The 21,850-nt window shown below is 73.8% G+C and carries 22 protein-coding genes; 13 read left to right on the plus strand and 9 right to left on the minus strand.

Annotation, left to right across the window (positions count from 1 at the left end):
* Nucleotides 1-59 precede the first annotated feature (59 nt).
* Together sucD and sucC are read right to left on the minus strand one after the other, a co-directional pair.
* On the minus strand, nucleotides 60-938 hold the full coding sequence (gene sucD / locus GCU60_RS10375) for a succinate--CoA ligase subunit alpha (RefSeq protein ID WP_163204888.1): 879 nt from the start codon (nucleotides 936-938) through the stop codon (nucleotides 60-62).
* A 31-nt stretch (nucleotides 939-969) separates the two neighbouring features.
* Nucleotides 970-2,130, minus strand: a complete 1,161-nt coding sequence (gene sucC / locus GCU60_RS10380) for an ADP-forming succinate--CoA ligase subunit beta (RefSeq protein ID WP_163204890.1) — start codon at nucleotides 2,128-2,130, stop codon at nucleotides 970-972.
* Between the two features lie 146 nt (nucleotides 2,131-2,276).
* On the opposite strand from sucC, the gene GCU60_RS10385 reads away from it, so the two are divergent.
* Complete coding sequence (locus GCU60_RS10385) at nucleotides 2,277-4,151, plus strand: CocE/NonD family hydrolase (RefSeq protein WP_163204892.1); 1,875 nt, start codon at nucleotides 2,277-2,279, stop codon at nucleotides 4,149-4,151.
* A 2-nt stretch (nucleotides 4,152-4,153) separates the two neighbouring features.
* Here the strand turns inward: GCU60_RS10385 and GCU60_RS10390 are convergent, their stop codons facing one another.
* Nucleotides 4,154-4,561, minus strand: coding sequence for a cobalamin-dependent protein (locus GCU60_RS10390; protein ID WP_163204894.1), 408 nt, complete (start codon nucleotides 4,559-4,561; stop codon nucleotides 4,154-4,156).
* A gap of 75 nt (nucleotides 4,562-4,636) precedes the next feature.
* Complete coding sequence (locus tag GCU60_RS10395) at nucleotides 4,637-5,650, minus strand: hypothetical protein (RefSeq protein WP_345770523.1); 1,014 nt, start codon at nucleotides 5,648-5,650, stop codon at nucleotides 4,637-4,639.
* 183 nt (nucleotides 5,651-5,833) lie between these two features.
* On the opposite strand from GCU60_RS10395, the gene GCU60_RS10400 reads away from it, so the two are divergent.
* Both GCU60_RS10400 and GCU60_RS10405 read left to right on the plus strand, forming a co-directional pair.
* Nucleotides 5,834-6,727, plus strand: a complete 894-nt coding sequence (locus tag GCU60_RS10400) for an esterase/lipase family protein (protein ID WP_163204896.1) — start codon at nucleotides 5,834-5,836, stop codon at nucleotides 6,725-6,727.
* A gap of 219 nt (nucleotides 6,728-6,946) precedes the next feature.
* Nucleotides 6,947-7,780, plus strand: coding sequence for a M23 family metallopeptidase (locus tag GCU60_RS10405; RefSeq protein WP_345770524.1), 834 nt, complete (start codon nucleotides 6,947-6,949; stop codon nucleotides 7,778-7,780).
* Between the two features lie 14 nt (nucleotides 7,781-7,794).
* Here the strand turns inward: GCU60_RS10405 and GCU60_RS10410 are convergent, their stop codons facing one another.
* On the minus strand, nucleotides 7,795-8,088 hold the full coding sequence (locus tag GCU60_RS10410; protein ID WP_345770525.1) for a hypothetical protein: 294 nt from the start codon (nucleotides 8,086-8,088) through the stop codon (nucleotides 7,795-7,797).
* Nucleotides 8,089-8,093: 5 nt separating this feature from the next.
* Nucleotides 8,094-10,391, minus strand: coding sequence for a DNA helicase PcrA (gene pcrA, locus GCU60_RS10415; RefSeq protein ID WP_163204898.1), 2,298 nt, complete (start codon nucleotides 10,389-10,391; stop codon nucleotides 8,094-8,096).
* A 329-nt stretch (nucleotides 10,392-10,720) separates the two neighbouring features.
* On the opposite strand from pcrA, the gene GCU60_RS10420 reads away from it, so the two are divergent.
* The gene (locus tag GCU60_RS10420) at nucleotides 10,721-10,996 is read left to right on the plus strand and encodes a chorismate mutase (protein WP_163204900.1); all 276 of its coding nucleotides are present in this window, start codon (nucleotides 10,721-10,723) and stop codon (nucleotides 10,994-10,996) included.
* Between the two features lie 8 nt (nucleotides 10,997-11,004).
* On the opposite strand, the gene GCU60_RS10425 is transcribed toward GCU60_RS10420, so the two are convergent.
* Nucleotides 11,005-11,298 (minus strand): hypothetical protein, encoded by a 294-nt coding sequence (locus tag GCU60_RS10425; RefSeq protein WP_163204902.1) that lies wholly within the window; start codon nucleotides 11,296-11,298, stop codon nucleotides 11,005-11,007.
* A gap of 110 nt (nucleotides 11,299-11,408) precedes the next feature.
* Between GCU60_RS10425 and GCU60_RS10430 the strand changes: the two genes are divergently transcribed.
* The 7 genes from GCU60_RS10430 to GCU60_RS10460 all read left to right on the plus strand — a co-directional run bounded on the left by GCU60_RS10430 (nucleotide 11,409) and on the right by GCU60_RS10460 (nucleotide 18,602).
* Nucleotides 11,409-11,966 carry a carboxymuconolactone decarboxylase family protein gene (locus GCU60_RS10430; RefSeq protein WP_163204904.1) on the plus strand — a complete coding sequence of 186 codons (558 nt, stop codon included), beginning with the start codon at nucleotides 11,409-11,411 and terminating at the stop codon, nucleotides 11,964-11,966.
* Nucleotides 11,963-12,856: an RNA polymerase sigma-70 factor gene (locus GCU60_RS10435; RefSeq protein WP_163204906.1), complete on the plus strand. Its 894-nt coding sequence runs from the start codon at nucleotides 11,963-11,965 to the stop codon at nucleotides 12,854-12,856. The genes GCU60_RS10430 and GCU60_RS10435 overlap by 4 nt, the downstream gene beginning before the upstream one ends.
* Before the next feature lie 139 nt (nucleotides 12,857-12,995).
* Nucleotides 12,996-14,816 (plus strand): SpoIIE family protein phosphatase, encoded by a 1,821-nt coding sequence (locus GCU60_RS10440; protein WP_163204908.1) that lies wholly within the window; start codon nucleotides 12,996-12,998, stop codon nucleotides 14,814-14,816.
* On the plus strand, nucleotides 14,813-15,547 hold the full coding sequence (locus GCU60_RS10445; protein WP_163204910.1) for a PIG-L deacetylase family protein: 735 nt from the start codon (nucleotides 14,813-14,815) through the stop codon (nucleotides 15,545-15,547). The genes GCU60_RS10440 and GCU60_RS10445 overlap by 4 nt, the downstream gene beginning before the upstream one ends.
* A 37-nt stretch (nucleotides 15,548-15,584) precedes the next feature.
* Entirely contained in the window at nucleotides 15,585-16,742 is a 1,158-nt protein-coding gene (locus GCU60_RS10450) for a serine hydrolase domain-containing protein (protein WP_163204912.1), read from the plus strand.
* 117 nt (nucleotides 16,743-16,859) lie between these two features.
* Nucleotides 16,860-18,245, plus strand: coding sequence for an acetamidase/formamidase family protein (locus GCU60_RS10455; RefSeq protein ID WP_163204914.1), 1,386 nt, complete (start codon nucleotides 16,860-16,862; stop codon nucleotides 18,243-18,245).
* 51 nt (nucleotides 18,246-18,296) lie between these two features.
* Nucleotides 18,297-18,602: a TfoX/Sxy family protein gene (locus GCU60_RS10460; RefSeq protein ID WP_163204916.1), complete on the plus strand. Its 306-nt coding sequence runs from the start codon at nucleotides 18,297-18,299 to the stop codon at nucleotides 18,600-18,602.
* A gap of 3 nt (nucleotides 18,603-18,605) precedes the next feature.
* Here the strand turns inward: GCU60_RS10460 and GCU60_RS10465 are convergent, their stop codons facing one another.
* Nucleotides 18,606-19,259 (minus strand): response regulator, encoded by a 654-nt coding sequence (locus GCU60_RS10465; protein ID WP_163204918.1) that lies wholly within the window; start codon nucleotides 19,257-19,259, stop codon nucleotides 18,606-18,608.
* The gene (locus GCU60_RS10470) at nucleotides 19,256-20,464 is read right to left on the minus strand and encodes a PspC domain-containing protein (RefSeq protein WP_163204920.1); all 1,209 of its coding nucleotides are present in this window, start codon (nucleotides 20,462-20,464) and stop codon (nucleotides 19,256-19,258) included. The genes GCU60_RS10465 and GCU60_RS10470 overlap by 4 nt, the downstream gene beginning before the upstream one ends.
* 124 nt (nucleotides 20,465-20,588) lie before the next feature.
* Here GCU60_RS10470 and GCU60_RS10475 point away from each other — a divergent pair, with 124 nt between their 5' ends.
* Nucleotides 20,589-21,527: a PspC domain-containing protein gene (locus GCU60_RS10475; protein ID WP_163204922.1), complete on the plus strand. Its 939-nt coding sequence runs from the start codon at nucleotides 20,589-20,591 to the stop codon at nucleotides 21,525-21,527.
* On the plus strand, nucleotides 21,520-21,813 hold the full coding sequence (locus GCU60_RS10480; protein ID WP_163204924.1) for a hypothetical protein: 294 nt from the start codon (nucleotides 21,520-21,522) through the stop codon (nucleotides 21,811-21,813). The genes GCU60_RS10475 and GCU60_RS10480 overlap by 8 nt, the downstream gene beginning before the upstream one ends.
* Nucleotides 21,814-21,850: the final 37 nt, after the last annotated feature.

The raw sequence follows: 21,850 nt of genomic DNA on the forward strand, positions 1-21,850 counted from the left end.
CGGAGACAGCGCTGCCCGGCGACCGCGGACGCGGTCACCGGGCAGCGGCAGGGGCCTGGTCAGGCGCCGACGATCTCCCGCATGAGCTTCGCGGTCTCCGACGGGGTCTTGCCCACGCGCACGCCGGCGGCCTCGAGGGCCTCCTTCTTGGCCTGCGCGGTGCCGGCCGAGCCGGACACGATGGCACCGGCGTGGCCCATCGTCTTGCCCTCGGGCGCGGTGAAGCCGGCGACGTAGCCGACGACCGGCTTGGTCACGTTGGCCTTGATGAAGTCGGCGGCCCGCTCCTCGGCGTCGCCACCGATCTCACCGATCATCACGATGGCCTCGGTCTCCGGGTCGTCCTGGAAGGCCTGGAGGGCGTCGATGTGCGTGGTGCCGATGACCGGGTCGCCACCGATGCCGATCGCGGTGGAGAAACCGATGTCGCGCAGCTCGTACATCATCTGGTAGGTCAGCGTGCCCGACTTCGACACCAGACCGATCTTGCCCTGCTTGGTGATGTTGGCCGGGATGATGCCCGCGTTGCTGCGCCCGGGGCTGATCAGGCCGGGGCAGTTCGGGCCGATGATGCGCGTCGCGCCACCCTGGGCGTGCGCCCAGAAGTAGGTCGAGTCGTGCACCGGGATGCCCTCGGTGATGACGACGGCGAGCCCGATCTGGGCGTCGACGGCCTCGATGACCGCGGCCTTCGCGAACGGCGGCGGCACGAAGATGACGCTGACGTCCGCGCCGGTCTCCTTCATGGCGTCGGCGACGCTGCCGAACACCGGCACGCTGGTGCCGTCGAAGTCGACGGACGTGCCGGCCTTGCGCGGGTTGACGCCACCGACGATCGCGGTGCCCGAGGCGAGCATGCGCGCAGTGTGCTTGCTGCCCTCGGAGCCGGTCATGCCCTGGACGATGACCTTGCTGTTCTCGTTGAGGAAGATCGACATTCTGGTGTCCTGTCCTGAGTAAGGGCGGCGATCAGGCGGCGAGTTCGGCGGCCCGGCGCGCGGCGCCGTCCATCGTGTCGACCACGGTCACCAGGGAGTGGTTGGCCTCGGCGAGGATCCGCCGGCCCTCCTCGACGTTGTTGCCGTCGAGGCGGACGACGAGGGGCTTGGTCGCCTCGTCGCCGAGGATCTCCAGGGCGGAGACGATGCCGTTGGCGACCGCGTCGCAGGAGGTGATGCCGCCGAAGACGTTGACGAAGACGCTCTTCACGGCGGGGTCGGAGAGGATGATCTCCAGACCGTTCGCCATGACCTCGGCGGAGGCGCCACCGCCGATGTCGAGGAAGTTGGCCGGCTTGACGCCGCCGAACTCCTCACCGGCGTAGGCGACGACGTCGAGGGTGCTCATGACCAGGCCGGCACCGTTGCCGATGATCCCGACCTCGCCCTCGAGCTTGACGTAGTTGAGGTCCTTCTCCTTGGCGCGCGCCTCCAGCGGGTCGGCGGCGGCGGCGTCCTCCAGCGCGGCGTGCTCGGGGTGCCGGAAGCCGGCGTTCTCGTCGAGGGTCACCTTGGCGTCGAGGGCCAGGACCGTGCCGTCCGGGGCCTTGGCCAGCGGGTTGACCTCGACCAGCGTGGCGTCCTCCTTGGCGAAGACGTCCCACAGCTGGACGGCGATGGCGATGACCTGGTCACGCACCTCGGCCGGGAAGTTCGCGGCGTCGACGATCTCGGCGGCCTTGGCCGAGTCGACGCCCTTGCTGGCGTCGATCGGGATGCGGGCGAGGGCCTCGGGCCGCTCGACGGCGAGCTGCTCGATCTCCATGCCGCCCTCCTTCGAGGCCATGGCCAGGAAGGTGCGGTTGGAGCGGTCGAGGAGGTAGGAGAAGTAGTACTCCTCGGCGATGTCGCTGGCCTGGGCCACCATCACGCGCTGCGTGATGTGGCCCTTGATGTCCAGCCCGAGGATGTCCTGGGTGCGCGCCCTGGCGTCCTCGGGGTTGTCGGCGAGCTTCACGCCGCCGGCCTTGCCGCGGCCGCCGACCTTCACCTGCGCCTTGACGACGACGGTCTGCCCGATCTCGCGGGCGATCGCCTCCGCCTGGTCGGGCGTGTCGGCGACGCCGCCGGGGAGCACGGGGACACCGTGCGAGGCCAACAGGTCACGGGCCTGGTACTCGAAGAGATCCACGATCAGGCACCGTAGCCCGCCCGTAACCACAGCGCTGCCCCGGGCGTTACGTCTGTGGGTCAGCCGTGCCGTGCATCACACGATGTCTCACTCGTTCAGAGCACGAAAGGGCTGGCCCACCGCGTGTCCCCCACCGAGGAGCCCCCGTGCGCCGAACCGCGACCGCCCTGCTGTCCTCCGTCGTGGTCGCCGGAGGCGTGGTCGCCCTCGCGCCGCAGGCGTCCGCCACCGGCGGGATCACGCCGCGGGACCTGACGATCACCGTCACCGGGCTCGGGCCGGAGCAGCGGACGTGCCGGATCGACGCCGACCTGTACGTGCCGGCGGGCGCCACGAAGAAGCGGCCGGCGCCGGCGCTGCTGACCACCAACGGCTTCGGCGGCACCAAGGCCGACCAGGCGGACTTCGCGCAGGGGTTCGGTGAGCACGGGTACGTGACGCTGGCCTACACCGGGCTGGGCTTCGTCGACGGCGACCAGTGCCCGATCACCCTGGACGACGTCGAGCACGACGGCGCCGCGGCGAGCCAGCTGCTGCGCTTCCTGGGCGGCGACCCGTCGATCCGGGCCGTCGACGACGCGACCGGGAAGCCGGTGCTGATCGACCAGGTCGCCCGGGAGGACGCCCGTACGAAGGTCCCCCACGACCCGGCGGTCGGCATGATCGGCGGCTCGTACGGCGGGCAGATCCAGTTCGCGACGGCGGGCTTCGAGCGGGCCGCCGGCACCGACCGGCTGGACGCGATCGTCCCGCAGATCACCTGGAACGACCTCGCGTACTCCCTCGCCCCCGAGAACAGCAGCCTGCCCGGGGGCACCGCCCGCAGCGGGTCGGTGAGCGCCTCGGGCACGGGGGTCTTCAAGTACCAGTGGGCGGCCCTGTTCACCGCCCTCGGCGCCGCCGACGGCGTGCAGGACCTCCAGGCGCTCGCCGATCCCGCCCGGTTCACCGAGTTCTTCCTGCAGGCCTCGAAGGCCCAGAACTGCGCGAACTTCGAGCCGCAGGTCTGCACCGCGCTGGCCGAGGTGGCCACGGTCGGCCACCCCAGCCAGGTCTCGATCGACTACCTGCGGTCGAACTCGGTGGCCAGCTACATGGCCGACGTCCGGGTGCCCACGCTGCTCGGGCAGGGCCAGGCCGACACCCTCTTCAACCTCCAGGAGTCGGTGGCCACCTACACGGCCCTCCGGCGGCAGGGGACGCCGGTCTCGCTGGTGTGGCAGTCGTGGGGGCACAGCAGCTCCGCACCGCAGCCGGGCGAGCTGGACGAACGCCACCCGGCCCGGTCGCTGCAGGGCAGGGCGGCGCTCGCCTGGTTCGACCACTACGTGCGCGACCGCGGCCCGAAGCCGCCCCAGGGTTTCGCGTACTACCGGGACTGGGTCTTCCGGGCCACCGGCGACATCGCCGAGGCCTACGCGGTGGCACGCTCCTACCCGGTCGGCGACGAGCAGACCTTCCACCTGTCCAGCACCGGGCCCGGCGGCGGGGCGCTGGTCGGCTCGCCGGCCCAGGTCGCCCGGGGCACCAGCAGCTGGACGAGCGTGGCGCCGATCGGGCCGAACTACACCGAGACCTCGGCGCTGGACCAGAGCGGGCCGGTCACCGATCCCCCGGGCACGGCCGTCCGGTTCTCCACCGCGCCGCTGCCGCACGCCATGGACGTCGTCGGCTCCCCCCGGCTGACGGTGCAGCTGGGCTCCCCGACCGTCCCGGCGACGCAGCTGACAGGGCCGGCCGGCCAGCTGGTCGCCTACGCGAAGGTCTACGACGTCGCTCCCGACGGCAGGGCCGTCGAGCTGCCCAACCGGCTGATCTCGCCGGTGCGGATCACCGACGTGACCAGGCCGGTGACCATCGAGCTGCCCGGCATCGTCCACCGGTTCGACACGGGGCACCGGCTGGCCGTCGTCCTGGCCGGCGGGGACCTCGCCTACCGGGGATCGACCGCGCCGCAGCCGGTGACCCTCACGACCGGGGCGGGCGCACGGCAGAGCCTGACGGTCCCCGTGGTGCGGTGAGCTCAGGCGCCGGCCGGCGCACCGACGTGGGTGCGCACCCACTCCACGATGTCGGTGGTGGTGGCGCCGGGGGTGAACACCCCGGCGACGCCGAGGCGCTGCAGCTCGGGCACGTCCTCCTCCGGGATGATGCCGCCGCCGAAGACGACGACGTCGTCGATGCCGCGCTCGCGCAGCAGCTCGACGAGCCGGGCGAACAGCGTCATGTGCGCCCCGGAGAGGACCGAGAGGCCCACCGCGTCGGCGTCCTCCTGGACGACGGTCTCCACGATCTGCTCGGGCGTCTGGTGGAGGCCGGTGTAGACGACCTCCATGCCGGCGTCGCGCAGCGCCCGCGCGACGACCTTGGCGCCGCGGTCGTGCCCGTCGAGGCCCGGCTTGGCGATGACCACCCGGATGCGTTCGTCCACGGGGGCGAGCTTAGTAAGAGGACCCACTGCCCCCCACCACTCGCACGCTCGCGGCGGGTCCCTGCAGCGGGGCCGTCAGGCAGACCGGCGGGCGCGCCAGGCGACGCCGGTGAGGACCGCGAACGCCACCCCCACGACGACCAGGCCGACGCCGGGCACGGTCCACTCCAGCTCCGCGGAGTGCGACGCGTCGCGCAGCCCCTCCAGACCGGCGACCAGGACGGTCACGGTGATCGCCAGCAACCCGCCGACGGCGGCGAGCCGCGGCCGCAGCGAGGGGGCCACGACCGAGCACAGCAGCAGTGCCCCGGCCAGCAGCAGGCCACCGAGCAGGGCCAGGCCCGGGCGCTCGAGCAGGGCCTGCGCCCCCTCGCGGGTGACCACGGTCCGCAGACCGGTGGCCGGGTCGGTGCGGAGCTCGTCCGGCACGTCGGCGGCCGGCAGGGTCAGGCACAGCACGGCGGCGACGCCGAGCAGCACGGCGGCCCCGGCCAGCACGGCGCGCAGCGGGTCGAGCGCGCCACGGTCCTCCATGACCGTCCGCCCCCAGGCGGCCAGGGCCACGGCGCCCGCGAGGACGGTGAGTGACAGCGCGACGACGCCGAGCACCCACCCGGCGCCGACCTCGATCCCGCGGGTGAGCACCCGCTCGCCGGCGAGGACCTCCACACCCGGCCGGGAGGTGGAGCTGCTGCCCCGGTAGATCTCGATCAGCAGCTCGCCGACGGCGAGCGTGCCGGCGATCGAGGCGTAGGCGAGACCGAACTTGGGGACGGCGCGGCGGACCAGCGTCGCGCCGACGGCGACCTGGACGGCCGGCACGAGGAGCGCCAGGAGCGCGCTCCCGGGGCCGTGCACCTGGCGCAGGACCGTCCCGTCGACGACCAGGTAGGTCGGGAACGCCGCGGCCAGCCCCGCGATGCCCGCGAGCACCAGCAGGACGCCGACGACGGGGACGACGGGCGGCACCGTGCCGACGATCAGCCGGTCGCCGCTCACCGCCACCGAGGGGGCGGTCGTGCGCCTCCCGGCGCGACGGGCGGCAGGTCGGGTGCGCTCGGTTCCGGTGCGGGCGTCGCGGTCGGGCACGGTTCCCCCTTCGGCGGCTTGGTCACGAACAGGCCTCGATCGACGCCCGGCGATGACGATCGTGTGACGCTCGGCACACCGCGGCTTTACCGTCGCGTGAACGGAGCACACACGGGAGCGACGCACCGGCGGACGACCCGAACCCGAGGTTCCGCCGGACGGCTCCAGACGGGGAGAACGGCCATGCAGCCATCGAGCGAGGTGAGCCCTCCTCCAGGGTGGCACACCGGCGCCGACGCCGAGGTCGCGCCACGTGGCCTGCGGGCACTGTGTTCGCCGACGACGCTGACCGGCGGCCTGACCGAGCTCGCCTGGGTCGGCGCGCACGTCCTGATGTACCCGCTGGGCACCCGCATGGAGGCCCTGCGACCCGATCCGCGCCGGCGCACCGGGAACCAGCCGGCCGCCGTCCGGGCGCTGTTCGCCGCCGACCCGCTGGCGGCGAGGGTCCCCGTGCTGCTCGTGCACGGCCTGGTCGACAACCGGTCGGTGTTCGCCCTCACGCGCCGCAGCCTGCGCAAGCGGGGGTTCACCTCCGTCTGCTCGTGGAACTACAGCCCGCTCCTCACCGACATCACCCTCGCCGCCACCGCCCTCGGGCAGCAGATCGAGCGGATCTGCGAGCAGACCGGCCACGACCGGGTGCACGTGGTGGGGCACAGCCTCGGCGGTCTGATCGCCCGGTACCACGTGCAGCGGCAGGGCGGCGACGAGCGCGTCGACTCGCTGATCACCCTGGGCACCCCGCACCAGGGCTCGGTCCTGGCGCACGTCCTGCCCACCCCGCTGGTGCGCCAGCTCCGCCCCGGGTCGCCGGTCCTGCGCGAGCTCGAGGAGCCCGCGCCGGGCTGCCGCACCCGCCTCACCGCCGTCTACAGCGACCTGGACCAGGTGGTCCTGCCCACCCGGTCCGGCCGCTGCGACCACCCGGACCTCGGCGCCCGCAACGTGCTCGTCCGCGGCGTCGGGCACATGTCGCTGCCCATCCACCGGGGCGTCCTGGACGAGGTCGCGACGACGCTCGCCGGGGCCGGGCAGCAGGACGCCGGTCGCCGCCACATCGCCGCGGTCGCCTGAGCTCTCGGCGCTCCAGCGCGCCCTGTCGACTCGTCGTCTTCACGATTCGGGTACATCACGACACGCAGAGTGCGGTGCTTGGCCGCGTCCTGACAGATCGTTACGGTTCGATCACGGCGCCGGGTAATTCCGGCGGACGCCTCCCCGGCGTCCACGCCGTCGTCGCTCCCCCGACGAACGCCCTCGGGCGCTCGCACCGTGCAATCCGAGAGGTCCGCCGTGTCTCACAGCAGTGCACAGGTGCTGGAGCGACCGGCGACCGCCGCGGACGCGCAGGCTCCCGCCGTCGTGGAGGCGCTCGCGGCCCGTCGCGCCGCCGCCGCCGCCGCCGCCGAGGACACGGGCTCCGAGCCCACCCCGGAGAAGCCCACGCTGCTCACCCGGCTGATCGGCGGCCGCCGGCTCCCCCACCCGCCGGGCCGTCGTGCCCCGATGTGGTTCGCCGCGCTGGTGGCCGGCGCCCTCGTCGCCGGGGTGCCCGGCATGTTCGGTGACCGCACCCCCGCGGTGTCCGCGTCGGCAGCCGACTACGGGCTCGGCGAGAGCACCGAGGTCAGCTTCAGCGGTGGCCTCGAGGACGCCGACGCCCGCCGCGGCATCACCGAGGCGGAGGCGCAGGCCCGGCTCGGCGAGCTGGCCGCCTCCCGCGCCGCCCGTCAGCCGAAGACGGCCCTGCCGGTGCGCGGCACGCTCACCACCTGCTTCTGCATGCGCTGGGGCAGCATGCACTACGGCCTGGACCTGGCGGCGCCCCTGGGCACGCCGATCCTGGCGGCCACCGACGGCGTCGTCATCCGCGCTGGGCGGGCGTCCGGCTACGGCAACGCCGTCTACATCCAGGACCCCGACGGCAACGTGCACATCTACGGGCACATGCGCTACTACAGCGTCTCCGAGGGCGACCTCGTCACCGCCGGCGACCAGATCGCCAAGGTCGGCAACGAGGGCCAGTCCACCGGCCCCCACCTGCACTACGAGCTCCACCGCGGCGGCATGGACGGGCGCCCGATCGACCCGGCCAAGTACCTCGCCGAGCGCGGCGTGGAGGTCTGATCCGCTTCGGCCGGTCAGACGTCGGTCAGCGACTCCACCACGCGCAGGGTCACGGGCACGTCGCTGAGCAGTGAGCGGTGGGCCGAGCGATCGGGGTCGGCCAGGTATCGCCGGTAGTCGGCGTCCGTGGGGAACGACAGGACGTGCACCTCCGTGCTCCCGTCCGGGCTCCGGAGCCGGCGCTCGAGCCGCCCTCCGTGCCGGTCGAGCAGCGGCAGCACCTGGTTCTCGTAGCGCTGGAACGCGCCCACCGCCTCGGGAGGGACGTCGACGACCGCCACGACGGTCATCCGCTGGTCGCGGGACACGCGGCTCAGAGCTTGACGAGAGGGGCGTAGCGGAGGACGAGGCGCTTGGTGCCGCCGGAGCCGAAGTCGACCGTGGCCTGGGCCTTGTCGCCCACGCCGGTCACCTCCACCACGGTGCCGAGCCCGAAGGCGTCGTGGCTCACCCGGTCGCCGACCTCCACCGAGATCACCTGGCGGTTGCCGACGCCGCCGCGCAGACCGCCGGTGGACAGGCCCGTGGCCGCCACCCGGGTCTGCGCCGACCGGTAACCGGTCGACGGCGCCGGGGTGGGGTCGAGCCGCTCCCAGTGGATGGTCTCGCCCGGGATCTCGTCCAGGAACCGCGACGGCGGGTTGTATGCCGGCTGCCCCCAGCTGGTGCGCACCGTGGCCCGCGAGATGAACAGCCGCTGGCGGGCACGGGTGATGCCGACGTAGGCCAGCCGGCGCTCCTCCTCCAGCTCGCGCGGGTCGCCGAGCGCACGCAGGTGGGGGAAGACGCCGTCCTCCATGCCGGTCACGAAGACGACCGGGAACTCCAGGCCCTTGGCGGTGTGCAGCGTCATCATCGTGACCACGCCGGCGTCGTCACCGGTGACCGGGATCTGGTCGGCGTCGGCCACCAGTGACACCTGCTCCAGGAAGTCGGTGACCGTCCCGTCGGGGTTGGCCGCCTCGAACTCCGCGGCCACCGAGATGAGCTCGTTGAGGTTGTCGACGCGACCCTCGTCCTGCGGGTCGGTGCTCGCCTGCAGCTCGGCCAGGTAGCCGGTGCGGTCGAGGATGCTCTCCAGCAGCGCGGCCGGCCCCGAGCCCGTCTCCACCAGCTGCTCGAACTCCTCCAGCAGCGCGACGAACTCCTGCAGCGCCTTGAGCGAGCGGGTGGCGAGGTCGGGCACCTCGGCGCAGCGGCGCAGGGCCGAGCCGAACGCGATCCGCTCGCGGTCGGCGAAGGACTCGATGCAGGACTCGGCCTTGTCGCCGATGCCACGCTTGGGGACGTTGATGATCCGGCGCAGGCTGACCACGTCGGCCGGGTTCGCCACCAGCTTCAGGTAGGCCAGCGCGTCGCGGACCTCCTTGCGCTCGTAGAACCGCACGCCGCCGACGACCTTGTAGGGCATGCCGACCCGGATGAAGACCTCCTCGAACACACGGGAGGCGTTGTTCGTCCGGTAGAAGACCGCGATGTCCGCAGGTCTCGCCTTGCCCTCGTCGACCAGCGCGTCGATCTGCTCGGCGACCCAGGCGGCCTCGTCGTGCTCGTTGTCGGCGACGTAGCCCTCGATCAGCTCGCCGTCGCCGGAGTCGGTCCACAGGTTCTTGGGGCGCCGCCCGGTGTTCTTGGCGATGACGGTGTTCGCGGCCTTGAGGATCCGCTGGGTGGAGCGGTAGTTCTGCTCCAGCAGGATCGTCGTCGCCTGCGGGTAGTCGCGCTCGAACTCGTCGATGTTGCGGATCGTGGCGCCGCGGAAGGCGTAGATCGACTGGTCGGCGTCACCGACGACGCACAGCTCCGCCTGCGGCACCGGCCCCTCGCCCGTGCCGGTCAGCTCCCGCACCAGCATGTACTGGGCGTGGTTGGTGTCCTGGTACTCGTCGACCAGCACGTGCCGGAACCGGCGGCGGTAGTGCTCGGCCACGTCGGGGAAGGCCTGCAGCAGGTGGACCGTCGTCATGATCAGGTCGTCGAAGTCCATGGCGTGCGCCTCGCGCAGCCGGCGCTGGTAGAGGGTGTACGCCTCCTTGAGCACCTTCTCCGGAGCCGTCTGCGGGCTGAACGACTCCTCGTCGACCAGCTCGTTCTTCAGGTTGGAGACCTGGTTGGACAGGCTGCGCCCGGGATAGCGCTTGGCGTCGAGGTCCAGGTCCCGGGCCACCATCGTCATCAGCCGGATCGAGTCGCCCTGGTCGTAGATCGTGAACGACGACTTCATGCCGAGCTTGGCGGCCTCGGCCCGCAGGATGCGCACGCACATCGAGTGGAAGGTCGACACCCACATCGACCGCGCTCGTGGCCCGACCAGCGCGGCCACCCGGTCCTTCATCTCGCCGGCGGCCTTGTTGGTGAAGGTGATCGCCAGGATCTCGCCCGGCTGGACCCCGCGGGCACCCAGCAGGTAGGCGATCCGGTGCGTGAGCACCCGCGTCTTGCCCGACCCGGCGCCGGCGACGATGAGCAGCGGGCCGCCCTCGTGGACGACGGCGTCGCGCTGCGGGCCGTTGAGGCCGGCGAGCATCCGTTCCAGCTCCCGTCCGACCGTGCCGGGCGTGGAACGCGGCAGGGCGGCGGTGCCGGGGAGGGACTGCTGCACGCTGCTCATGCCGGGGTCCCCGCGGAAACGTGGAGCGCCGGCGGAGCGTTTTCGTGGGGTGGGTTCATGACGGAGCCACTGTAAGCCGGACGGGTGACGGTCCCGGCGGGCGCGGGACCCCCCGCACCACGCGTCCCGGCGCCCGCCGCCGTGGCGCCGTCCGGCGGTCCTGTGGCAGACTCGCCCCGTGCTCGCCACGGTCAGCTTTTACTACGGTCACCGGGATCCGGTGTCCGTCACCGCCGGCTGAGCACACGCCGCAACAGACGCCCCGGGCCCGAGGAGCCCGGGGCGTTTCTCGTTCTCAGGGGTCTCGGGCCAGAACCTAAGGACACCTCATGAGCACCACCCCCGTCACCGTGACCGGCACCGACGTCGAGCGCATCGGCGCGCTGCGCACCGAGATCGACGCCTGCGACGCCGCGATCATCGAGCTCGTGCAGCGGCGCCTGGCCGTCTCGCAGGAGATCGGCGCCCTGCGCAAGGCCAGCGGCGGCACCCGGCTGAACCTCTCCCGCGAGCAGCAGGTCCTCTCCCGCTTCCGCGAGGCGCTCGGCCCCGACGGCGCCGCGCTGGGCATGATGCTGCTGCGGCAGGGCCGCGGCCGCCTCTGAAGAAGGCCTCAGGGGCCGCTGCGCCACACCTGCGAGTCGTCGTCGCCCATCGCGGCGACCTCGAACACCCGGCCCGGGCACGCCCTGTTGGCCTCCTCGGCCAGGTCCTTGCCGAGGTCGAGCGCCGCGTCGAGATCGGCCGCCTCGCACTCGGTGGCCACCCGCAGCACCGCGCGGTCCGGCTCCCGCCACAGGCGCAGCTCCTGGTCGTCGGGGCGCAGCACGGCGCGGAGGGCGTCGATCGCGGCGTCGTCCAGCGGTGCGGAGGAGCGCAGCGCGACGGACAGGGTGAACGCAGGCACGTCGAGGAGTCTGCGCGACCGCTCCCCCGGATCCACCGCCGGCCCGCGTCACACCCGCGCGGGCTGCGTCGTCTCCATGGTCGGACCCCCACCGCCGAGAGGAACGACCCATGGCCCGCATCCCGCTCGACCCGCCCCGCTCCACCTTCGTCCGGCTCACCGAGTGGTACTCCCGCCGTCGCTTCGGCGCCGTCCTGGACCCGGGCGCCGCGATGGCCCACAACGGACGCGTGCTGCGCAGCCACGTGCGGCACGAGACGTCGCTGGCCCGGTGGAACCGGCTGGACCCGACGCTGAAGTCACTGGCCGTCATGGCGTCGGCGGCCACGATCGGCTGCTCCTGGTGCCTGGACTTCGGCTACTGGGAGTCCACCGAGCGCGGGATCGACCCCCGGAAGCTGCGGGAGGTGCCCCGGTGGCGCGACAGCGACGCCTACTCCAGCCTCGAGCGGCAGGTCATGGCCTACGCCGAGGCGATGACGACGACGCCCCTGCAGGTGACCGACGAGATGGTGGCCGGGCTCCGCGACCACCTCGACGACGCCGAGCTCGTCGAGCTGACGATGATGATCTCCGTGGAGAACTCGCGGTCGCGCTTCAACAGCGCCCTGGGGCTGACCAGCCAGGGCTTCTCCGACCGCTGCGCCGCACCGGTCCGCGCCTCGTGAGCGCGCCCCTCGCCCCGTTCGACCGCCACCGCGGGCTGCTCTTCTCCGTGGCCTACCAGCTGCTGGGCAGCGTGGCCGACGCCGAGGACGTCGTGCAGGACACCTGGCTGCGCTGGTCGGCGGCCGACCGGGGCGAGGTCGCCGACGCACGCGCCTACCTGGTGCGCATCGCCACCCACCTCGCCCTGGACCGGCTCGGCTCGGCCCGGGCTCGCCGGGAGAGCTACGTCGGGCCGTGGCTGCCCGAGCCGCTGCTGACCGGCGACCGGGTCGCCGCGGCGCCGGCGCCGGCGGACCCGACGGAGGCGGCCGAGCTCGGCGAGCAGGTGTCGCTGGCCCTGCTCGTGGTGCTGGAGAGCCTCTCCCCCGCCGAGCGGGCGGTCTTCGTGCTGCGCGAGGTCTTCGGGCTGCCGGTCGCCGAGGTGGCCGCCGTCCTCGGGCGGACGGAGGCCGCCGTCCGCCAGACGGCGCACCGGGCGCGCGAGCACGTGGAGTCCCGCCGTCCCCGGTTCGAGACCGACCGCCGGGCGCAGCAGGAGGTCACCGAGCGCTTCCTGGCGGCCGCCGGTGGGGACGTCGACACGCTGCTCGCCGCGCTCGCCCCCGACGTCGTCCTGACCAGCGACGGCGGCGGCAAGGCGAAGGCGGCGCTGCGGCCGGTCGTGGGCGCGGACAAGGTGGCCCGGTTCCTGCTGGGCATCGCCGCCCAGGGCTGGGCCCTGTCCGGCCTGCGGATCGAGACCACCGAGGTCAACGGTGAGGCCGGCATCGCGGCGTGGGTGGACGGCGAGCCGCTGCTCGCGATGTCGCTGGTCACGGTCGACGGCGTCATCACCCAGGTCCTGGTCGTGCGCAACCCCGACAAACTGGCCGGTCTGCGAACGCATTAGATTGCGTCACGTCATCTGGCGCGCGCCGGATATGGGACCACGCGCCACGAGCGCGAGTGCTCGGTTACATTTCGGTCACGTCGGCACGCTGGATCCACCTGTGCCGCCCCGCCGGGGTCGTCCAGGATGCGAGGAGTGCATGTCGGCAGTCCAGGTGGCGACCTCCCTGGTCCCGACCGACTTCCAGCTCCTGTTCGGCGCCCTTCCCACCGCCTTCCTGGTCATGGACCCTGACCTCGTCATCGTCGACGCGAACGCCGCCTACCTGGAACTCCTGGGCCGCCGACGCGAGGAGCTCGTCGGTCGGCCGGTCTTCGAGGCGTTCCCGCCGTCGCCGGACGCCCTGGACGAGCACGGCCGGAACCCGGTGCAGGTCTCCTTCGAGCGCGCCCGCGACACCGGCCAGATCGATCCGATGCCGATCGCCAAGTACGACGTCGTGGACGCGGTCACCGGCGAGCTCGGCGAGCGGTACTGGTCGCTCATCAGCGCCCCGGTGCTCGACGCCGACGGCCGTACCGTGCTGGTGCTGCAGCGGACCGAGGACGTGACGGCCTACGTCCGCGAGCGGTCGGCACCCGCCCGGGCCGGCGAGCCCGAGGACAGCCGTGCGATCCAGGCACTGGAGGCCGACCTGTACGCCCGCGTGCAGGAGCTCGCGGCCGTCCAGGAGGCCCGCGACACCGCCGCCCGGCGGCTCTCCAGCCTCGCGGAGGTGGCGCTGCAGCTGACGACGGCGGAGACGGTCGAGGACCTCGAGCGCATCGTGGTCAGCCGCGGGCTGGCCGTTCTGGGCGCCGACGGCGGCGGGATCATCTCCCCCGACGATCGCGGCGGCTGGCGGGCGACGCTCAGCGCGGCCCTGGGCGAGCAGGTGCAGCTCGGCTACGGCAACGTGCCCTACGACAGCCCGCTCCCTGCGCCGTGGGTGGCCCGCACCGGGCGGGAGCTGCTCCTCCCGACGGAGCGGTCCGGCCTGGCCTTCGACGACTCCATGGTCGGCGTCTACGCGGACATCGGCCGCTACGGCTGGGCGTTCCTCCCACTGACCGTCAGCGACGTGTGCGTCGGGAGCCTGGCGGTGGCCTGGGCGGAGGAGCATCCGTTCAGCAGCGACGAGCTGGAGCTGCTGCGGGTGTTCGCGGCGCAGTGCGCGCAGGTCCTGGTGCGGATCCGCGCGACGGCCGCGCAGCGGGCAGCCGCTGTCGCGGCGCAGGTGATGTCCGAGACGCTGCAGCGCAGCCTGCTCCAGCAACCGCCGACGCCGGAGACCCTGCAGCTCGCCGTGCGTTACCAGCCCGCCTCGCTGGGAGCCCACGTCGGCGGCGACTGGTACGACGCGTTCGTCACGACGAGGGGCGCGACGGTGCTGGTCGTCGGTGACGTCACCGGTCACGACGTCGAGGCGGCGGCGACGATGGGCCAGCTGCGCAACCTGCTGCGCGGCATGGCCTACGACTCCGACGACGGCCCGGCGGCCCTGCTCGCCCGGCTCGACGGCGCCATGGGCGGCCTGCACGTGGGCACGCTTGCGACCGCGGTGCTGGGGCGGGTCGAGCAGCACGGCACGGCCGAGGAGCCGGCCTGGCGGCTGAGCTGGTCCAGCGCAGGGCACCTCCCACCCCTGCTGCGTCGGCCGGACGGGACCGTCGAGGTGCTGGACGGCCGACCCCAGCTGCTCCTGGGCCTGGACCCCGGCACCCCCCGGAGCGAGCGGGTCGTCGACCTGGAACCGGGCAGCACGGTGCTGCTCTACAGCGACGGCCTGGTCGAGACCCGGACCGCCGACCTGGACCACGGCATCGCCCGGCTCGCCGACGCACTGGCCCACCACGGGGACCTGGCACCGGAGGAGCTGTCCGACCGCGTGCTCGCCGAGGTGGCCCCGGGGGCGAACGACGACGACATCGCCCTGCTCGTCCTCCGGCCCGGTGCCCCGGGAACCGGGGAAGCGGGATGACCGGCCCGCTCCCCACCGCCCCCGCCGAGCACGTCGAGCGCGCGCTCTGCGTCCTCGCCCACCCCGACGACGTCGACTTCGGCAGCGCGGGAACGGTCGCCACGTGGACGGCGGCCGGCACCGAGGTGACCTACCTGATCGTCACCGACGGCGACGCGGGCGGGTTCGACGAGACGCCGCGGGAGCAGATGGGTCCGCTGCGGCAGGCCGAGCAGCGCGCGGCCGCCGCGCAGGTCGGCGTCACCGACGTCCGGTTCCTCGGCCACCCCGACGGCCGGCTGGAGCTGACCCTGGACCTGCGCCGCGACATCAGCCGGGTGATCCGCCAGGTGCGCCCGCAGCGGGTGCTCACCAGTTCGCCGGAGCGCTGGTGGGAGCGGATCGCGGCCAGCCACCCCGACCACATGACCGTCGGGGAGTCGACCCTGCGCGCGGTCTACCCCGACGCCCGCAACCCGTTCGCCTTCCCCGAGCTGCTGGCCGACGAGGGCCTGGAGGCCTGGACCGTCGCGGAGGTGTGGCTGGGCGCCAGCCCGCGCGCCGACCACGCCGTCGACGTCACCGACGTGGTGGACCGCAAGCTCGCCGCGCTGCGCTGCCACGTCAGCCAGGTGGGCCACATGGCCGACCTCGACGAGTTCGTCACCGCGTGGATGCGGCAGAACGGCCGGACCCACGGGCTGCCCGACGGCCGGCTCGCCGAGGTCTTCCAGGTGGTCCACACCGCCTGAGCCGATCAGTTCGCGGCAGCCCCGCGGTCTGACCCCCATGGACGATCGGGCAGGACGGATCGAGGCGGCGGTGGCCGGAGCGGTCGCCGCCGGGCAGGTGCCGGGCGCGGCCTGGTGGGTCGGCGAGGACGGCGCGGTGCTCGGCTGCGGGGCGGCCGGGACGCGCACGCCGGGCGCGGCGGACCCGGTCGGGGTCGACGACGTCTTCCGGATCTCGTCGGTGACCAAGCCGGTCGTCGCGGCGGCGGCGATGTCGCTGGTCGACGAGGGCCTGCTCGGGCTGGACGAGCCGGTCGACGCGCTCCTCCCCGAGCTCGCCGATCGGCAGGTCCTCGTCGACGCCGGCGATCCGGCCACCGGGACGGAGCCGGCATCCCGGCCGATCACCGTGCGCGACGTGCTCACCTTCCGGCTGGGCCTGGGGTTCGACTTCACCGTGCCGTGGCCGGCTCCGGGCATGGCGGCGATGGCCGCGGCCGGACTGCCCCTGGGTCCCCCGGCCCCGCAGGCCGCACCCGAGGCGGACGAGTGGCTGCGCCGGCTGGCCGGCGTCCCGCTGACGCACCAGCCCGGGACGCGCTGGCTGTACCACGTGGGGGCGAGCGTGCTGGGCGTCCTGGTGGCCCGGGCGGCCGGCCGAGCGCTCCCCGAGGTCCTCGCCGAACGGGTCCTGCGGCCGCTCGGGATGGCCAGCACCGGCTTCGGTGTGCCGCCGTCGGCCCGAGAGCGCCTGGGCCCGCACTGGACCCCGCCCGCGCCCGACGGCGCCCGCGAGGTCTACGACGCCGCGGACGGGCAGTGGTCCCGGCCGCCGGCCTTTCCCGACGGCGGTGACGGCCTGGTGTCCACCGTCGACGACCTCGCCGCCTTCGCCACCATGCTGGCCGGCGGAGGGCGAGCCCGGGACGGGTCGCGGGTGCTCGGCGCGGAGGTGGTCCGCGCCATGACCACCGAGCAGGTCGGCCCGGTCGACGACGAGGGCGGTGGGTGGGGGCTGGGCCTCGGCGTCCGTCGCACCGACGAGCCCGGGGGCCGCCACGCCGGGTCCTACGGCTGGGACGGCGGGCTGGGCAGCAGCTGGTGGACCGACCCGGTGACCGGGGTGACGGCCGTGCTGCTGACCAACCAGATGTGGGCCTCGCCCCAGCCGCCGCCGCTGTTCGGCGCGTTCCGGCAGGCCGCCTTCGGCGCCTGAGACCGGCTCGCCCCCGCCGAAACGGGATGGCAACATCCCGCCCCCGGATCGGCACGAGGACGCAACACGGGCCACGTAGAACAGCCCCGACCGCTCAGCACGGCACCGGGAGAGCACATGACCACGACGTCGCACGACCACACCGGCTCCGCGCCCGACCCGCAGGAGGCGGCCGAGCGCCTGGAGCGCGGACTGGGCCGGCGCGGCTTCGTGCAGGCCGCACTGGCCACCGGCGCCCTGATGGCCGCGGGCGTGGCCACGGCCGGGCCGGCCACCGCCACACCGCCCGGCCGCACCCGGCTGCCGGGCGAGATCCTGCAGCCGGGCAAGGGCCCCATCGACGGTGACGTCTACCTGCCGTCGCGGGTCGACGAGGTCCGCTGGGGCTACCTGCCGCGGACGACGGACAAGCCGGTCGTCCGCATCCGCTCGGGCCGCACCATCACGATCGACACGGTCAGCCACGAGGGGATCCTCGAGGACCAGGGGCGCGACCCGGTCGCCTGGTTCGGCAGCAAGGGCGTGCCCCGCAACCGCGTCCTGGACGACGCCGTCGCCATCGCCAAGGGGTACGCGCGGCACCCGCGCAGCTTCGACGCCGACGGCCCGCACGTGGTCACCGGCCCGGTGTACGTCGAGGGCGCCGCCCCGGGTGACGTGCTCAAGATCGAACCGCTCTCGGCGCTGCCCCGCGTGCCGTACGGCGTCATCAGCAGCCGGCACGGCAAGGGCGCGCTCGCGGCCGGGTTCGCGGCCAACCCCGGCGACATCAGCACTGCCGAGGTCCTGCCGGCGGCCGCGACCGACGGGCGCGCCACCAAGGACCCGACGAAGTACGGCAACGTCTCGCACTTCACGCCCCTGTCGACCAGCCGGGGCGTCGTCCGGGCTTCCCTCCCGCGTGGCCGGCACGGTTCGGTGGCGTGGCCGGTGGACCCGTTCGCCGGGTTGATGGCCGTCGCCACGGTCGCCGACGCACCGGTGCTCAACGACCCGCTGGTCAACTCGATCCCGCCGACCGTGGGTGGCGGCAACATCGACGTCAACCTGCTCGGCGTGGGCTCGGCGTTCTACCTGCCGGTGGTCGCCGACGGCGCACTCTTCTCCGTCGGCGACCCGCACATGTCCATGGGCAGCGGCGAGGTCGCGCTCACCGCCCTGGAGGGATCGCTGCGGCTGACCTTCCGGCTGACGGTGTGCAGGAAGGGCTCGAAGGACGCGCCGTCGGTGGCCTACCGCTACCCGTTCGGGGAGACACCGGAGTCCTGGATCCCGATCGGCCTGTCCGACCCCGACGGCGCCCGCTTCGGGCAGGGCGGCGACCTCGACGTCGCCAACCGCCGGGCGGTGATCCACGCCCTGGACTTCCTGCAGAACGACCTCGGGATGGACCGGATGGTCGCCTACGCCTACCTGTCCGCAGCGGTGGACTTCGAGGTGTCCCAGGTGGTCGACCGCACCGTCGGCGTGCACGCGGTCATCCCCAAGAGCCACTTCGGCTGAGCCGCGCGGGCGGCCCCCGCGGGAGGCCGCCCGCGCGGCATGATCGCGCGCATGACGGAGGAGGGCTGGGAGGACCTCGTCGACCGGTTCGCCGACGGCGACGTCTCCCGCGGGCACATGTTCGGCTGCCAGGGACTGCGGACCGGGCGGAGGTTCTTCGCGATCCGGTGGGACGGGCACCTGGTGCTCAAGCTGCCCCCGGCCCGGCTCACCGCGCTGGTCGAGGCGGGCGACGGGACGCCGTTCGAGCCCATGGAGGGGCGACCGATGAACGGCTGGGTCGTGCTCGGCGGCTCGGCGGATCCGGCTCCGCTGGTCGAGCAGGCCCGGGAGTTCGTCGCCGCGCAGCCCGCCTGAGGCTCAGAGCAGGCGGTTCGTCGCCGCCCAGCGGGTGAGCTCGTTGCGGTTGGACAGCTGGAGCTTGCGCAGCACGTTGGAGGCGTGGGACTCCACGGTCTTCACCGAGATGAACAGCCGGGAGCCGATCTCGCGGTAGGTGTAGCCGCGGGCCAGCAGCTGCATCACCTCGCGCTCGCGCGCGCTGAGCAGGTCCAGACCGGGGTCGGTCGCCTCCTCGGCGGGCGCGGGCGCGGCGGGTCCGGCGGAGAAGGCGTCGAGCACGAAGCCGGCCAGCCGGGGGCTGAACACGACGTCGCCGTCGGCCACCCGGCGGAGGGCGTCGAGCAGGTCGGGCCCGGAGATGGTCTTGGTGACGTAGCCACGCGCCCCGGCCCGGATGACGGCGATGACGTCCTCGGCGGCGTCGGACACCGACAGCGCCAGCCACTTCACGTCGGGCAGCTCGGCCCGCAGCGTCTCGAGCACCGCGCGCCCTCCTCCGCCGGGCATGTGCACGTCCAGCAGGACGACGTCGGGCTTCGCGGCCCGGATGCCGTCGACGGCGGCGGCGACGTCGGCCGCCTCACCGACGACGTCGACGGCGTCGCCGAGCTCGGCGTGCACCCCCGCCCGCACCATCGCGTGGTCGTCGACCAGGAAGACGCGCGGGCTCATGCTCTGCTCCTCGGTTCGCTGCCGCGGGGCGATCCGCTCCTCGGCAGCATCAGTTCCAGCTCGGTGCCCTCGCCCGCGGCGGACCGCACCTGGACGGAGCCGCCGAGGCGGGCGAGCCGGCCGTGCACCGAGTCCCGCAGGCCGCGGCGGTCGTCGGGCACGGTGGCCGGGTCGAAGCCCTTGCCGCGGTCGCGGACGAAGACCGACACCTGGTCGGCCGTCACCTCGGTGTAGAGGTCGGCGGAGTCGGCCCCGGAGTGCTTGGCCGCGTTGACCAACGCCTCCCGGGTGGCCGCGCCCAGGGCGGCGAGCGCGTCGTCGACCGGGGCGTCGCCGACGACGACGGGGTCGACCAGGAACGCGTGGTCGGCCTCCACCTCGGCGACCATGCCGGCCACCAGACCGGCCCAGGTGCCGCCCTCGCGCAGCGCCGCCGGGTCGTACAGCCACGCGCGCAGCTCGCGCTCCTGGCTGCGCGCCAGCCGGCTGACCGCCTGCGGCTCCTCGGCGTTGCGCTGGATCAGGGCCAGGGTCTGCAGCACCGAGTCGTGCAGGTGCGCGGCGACGGCTGCCCGCTCCTCCGAACGGATGCGCGCGGCGCGCTCATCGGCACGGGAGTCCAGCAGCCGGCGCCACAGCGGCGCCGTCGCCAGCACCACCCCGGTGAGGATGAGCAGCGTGGCCGCGAAGCCGTTGCGCGCGTTGGCCAGCTGACCGGTGGTGGCCAGCAGCAGGAACAGCCCGATCCCGACGACGGCGACGCCCCCGGCCAGCGCCCAGCGCACGCCGGCCACGGCGAGCGTCCGGTCGGTGTCCAGCTGGCGCCAGATCACCGTGAGCCCGCCCACGAGCAGGACGATCGGGATCACGACGTCGCTGCTGGTCCACTTCGTCAGCTGCCCCAGCAGGCTCGCGGCGGCCAGGCCCAGGACGATCAGGGCGACCCACTGCAGGACGCCGACCGGCCGCCAGCCGCGGACCGGCGGGGCGTCCTCGCCCGGAGCCGCCACGGACATGGTCAGCCAGAGCAGGGCGTAGGCGATGATCCCCAGCCCCGTGGTGGCCAGCAGCACGAACGCCACCCGCACGACCAGCGGGTCCTGCCGCAGGTGCGCGGCGGTGCCGGCGGCGACCCCGGCGATGAGCCGACCCTCGCGCGGGCGCGCCAGAGCAGGCCGCGGCGGCGCTCCGGCTGTGGTGGTCACGGTGTCGATCGTCGCACCGAGGGACGGCCGACCGACACCGGTGATCACCCCGGAAGAGGAACCAGGGTCGGTTCGGGGGGATCCCTGATGGTCAGGGGGCCCGGGCGTCGGCACGCTTGCTGCCATGACCTCCGCACCCCCTCCCGCTCCGCCCACGGCGGACCCGCCCCCCTGGCAGCCGTTGCCGCCGTCCGGCCCCCCGGACCGCCGGCAGCTGCGCCGCAGCCGCACCGACAAGGTGCTCGGCGGTGTCAACGGCGGCCTGGCCGAGTACACCGGCATCGACGCCCTGCTCTGGCGGGTCGGCTTCGTCGCCCTCACCCTCGCCGCCGGCACCGGCGTCCTGGTCTACCTGCTCCTGTGGCTGCTCATGCCCGCCGGGCCCGCCGGGGCCGCCACCCCGGCGGCCGGGCAACCCGCCGCCGCCCCCCGGGAGCCGGCCGGCCCCCGGTCGCCGATCCCCGGCATCACGCTCGCCGCCCTGCTGATCCTGATCGGCACGCTCGCCCTGATCGCCCAGCTGACCGGCTGGGACATCCCCGGCACCAGTTACCTCGGCGCGGCCCTGGCGGTCGTCGGCGCCGGCCTGGTCGCCGTCGCCTTCGCCCCGGGACGTCGTTCCCGCGGTGGGCTGATCGGCCTCGGCGTTGTCCTGTCGCTGGCGCTGGCCGCCGCGGCGTCGGGCCCCTGGGACGGCGGCTCGGGCGTCGGTGACCGCACCTTCTCCCCGCGCACCGTCGCCGACGTCCGCGAGGTCTACAGCGGCGGGGTCGGTGACCTCACGGTCGACCTGTCCGACGTCCCGCTCGAGGACCTGGACGAGGCGCTGGAGGTCCGCGTCGAGCACGGCATCGGCGACGTCGAGGTGATCCTGCCGCTCTCGGCCGACGCCGAGGTCCGGGTGAACCACGGCGTCGGCGACGTCACGGTCTTCGGCTCGGACCTGGACGGCAGCCAGTTCTTCCCGGGCAGCGGCTCGCAGCCCTGGAGCGACGACGACGAGGCCGAGTTCGAGCTCGTCGTGGAGTCCGGTATCGGAGAGGTGGAGGTGTCCCGTGGCTGACTACAGCGAGTTCCCGACCACGCCGACCAGGTGGCAGGAGCAGGAGTGGCTGGCGGTGTCCCAGCTCGACACCGAGGACCGACCGCAGCCGCCGGCCCGCCGGAAGGTGGACCCGCTCTCCCTCGTCGCCGGTCTGGTCTTCATCGTCCTGGCGATCACCGGCATGGTGGGGGCCGACCTGCCGCTGTGGTTGTTCGACGACGGCGGCCTCCTCTGGCTCGTGCTGATCGGAGCCGGGGTCGCCCTGATGGCCAGGGAACTGCGCAAGGCACGCGGCCGGAGCTGATCGGAGCGGGAGGGACGGACGTCGAGGGCCCGGGAGC

Source organism: Blastococcus saxobsidens (assembly GCF_010682065.1).
Lineage (GTDB): Bacteria > Actinomycetota > Actinomycetes > Mycobacteriales > Geodermatophilaceae > Blastococcus > Blastococcus saxobsidens_B.

Bases quoted from the DNA above. Each gene is read 5' to 3' on its own strand.
- GCU60_RS10455 (WP_163204914.1), top strand. From the start codon at position 16,860: ATGACCACGACGTCGCACGACCACACCGGCTCCGCGCCCGACCCGCAG.
- GCU60_RS10430 (WP_163204904.1), top strand. From the start codon at position 11,409: ATGGCCCGCATCCCGCTCGACCCGCCCCGCTCCACCTTCGTCCGGCTC.
- GCU60_RS10400 (WP_163204896.1), top strand. From the start codon at position 5,834: ATGCAGCCATCGAGCGAGGTGAGCCCTCCTCCAGGGTGGCACACCGGC.
- GCU60_RS10460 (WP_163204916.1), top strand. From the start codon at position 18,297: ATGACGGAGGAGGGCTGGGAGGACCTCGTCGACCGGTTCGCCGACGGC.
- GCU60_RS10475 (WP_163204922.1), top strand. From the start codon at position 20,589: ATGACCTCCGCACCCCCTCCCGCTCCGCCCACGGCGGACCCGCCCCCC.
- GCU60_RS10440 (WP_163204908.1), top strand. From the start codon at position 12,996: ATGTCGGCAGTCCAGGTGGCGACCTCCCTGGTCCCGACCGACTTCCAG.
- pcrA (WP_163204898.1), bottom strand. From the start codon at position 10,391: ATGAGCAGCGTGCAGCAGTCCCTCCCCGGCACCGCCGCCCTGCCGCGT.
- GCU60_RS10420 (WP_163204900.1), top strand. From the start codon at position 10,721: ATGAGCACCACCCCCGTCACCGTGACCGGCACCGACGTCGAGCGCATC.
- GCU60_RS10445 (WP_163204910.1), top strand. From the start codon at position 14,813: ATGACCGGCCCGCTCCCCACCGCCCCCGCCGAGCACGTCGAGCGCGCG.
- sucD (WP_163204888.1), bottom strand. From the start codon at position 938: ATGTCGATCTTCCTCAACGAGAACAGCAAGGTCATCGTCCAGGGCATG.
- GCU60_RS10450 (WP_163204912.1), top strand. From the start codon at position 15,585: ATGGACGATCGGGCAGGACGGATCGAGGCGGCGGTGGCCGGAGCGGTC.
- GCU60_RS10465 (WP_163204918.1), bottom strand. From the start codon at position 19,259: ATGAGCCCGCGCGTCTTCCTGGTCGACGACCACGCGATGGTGCGGGCG.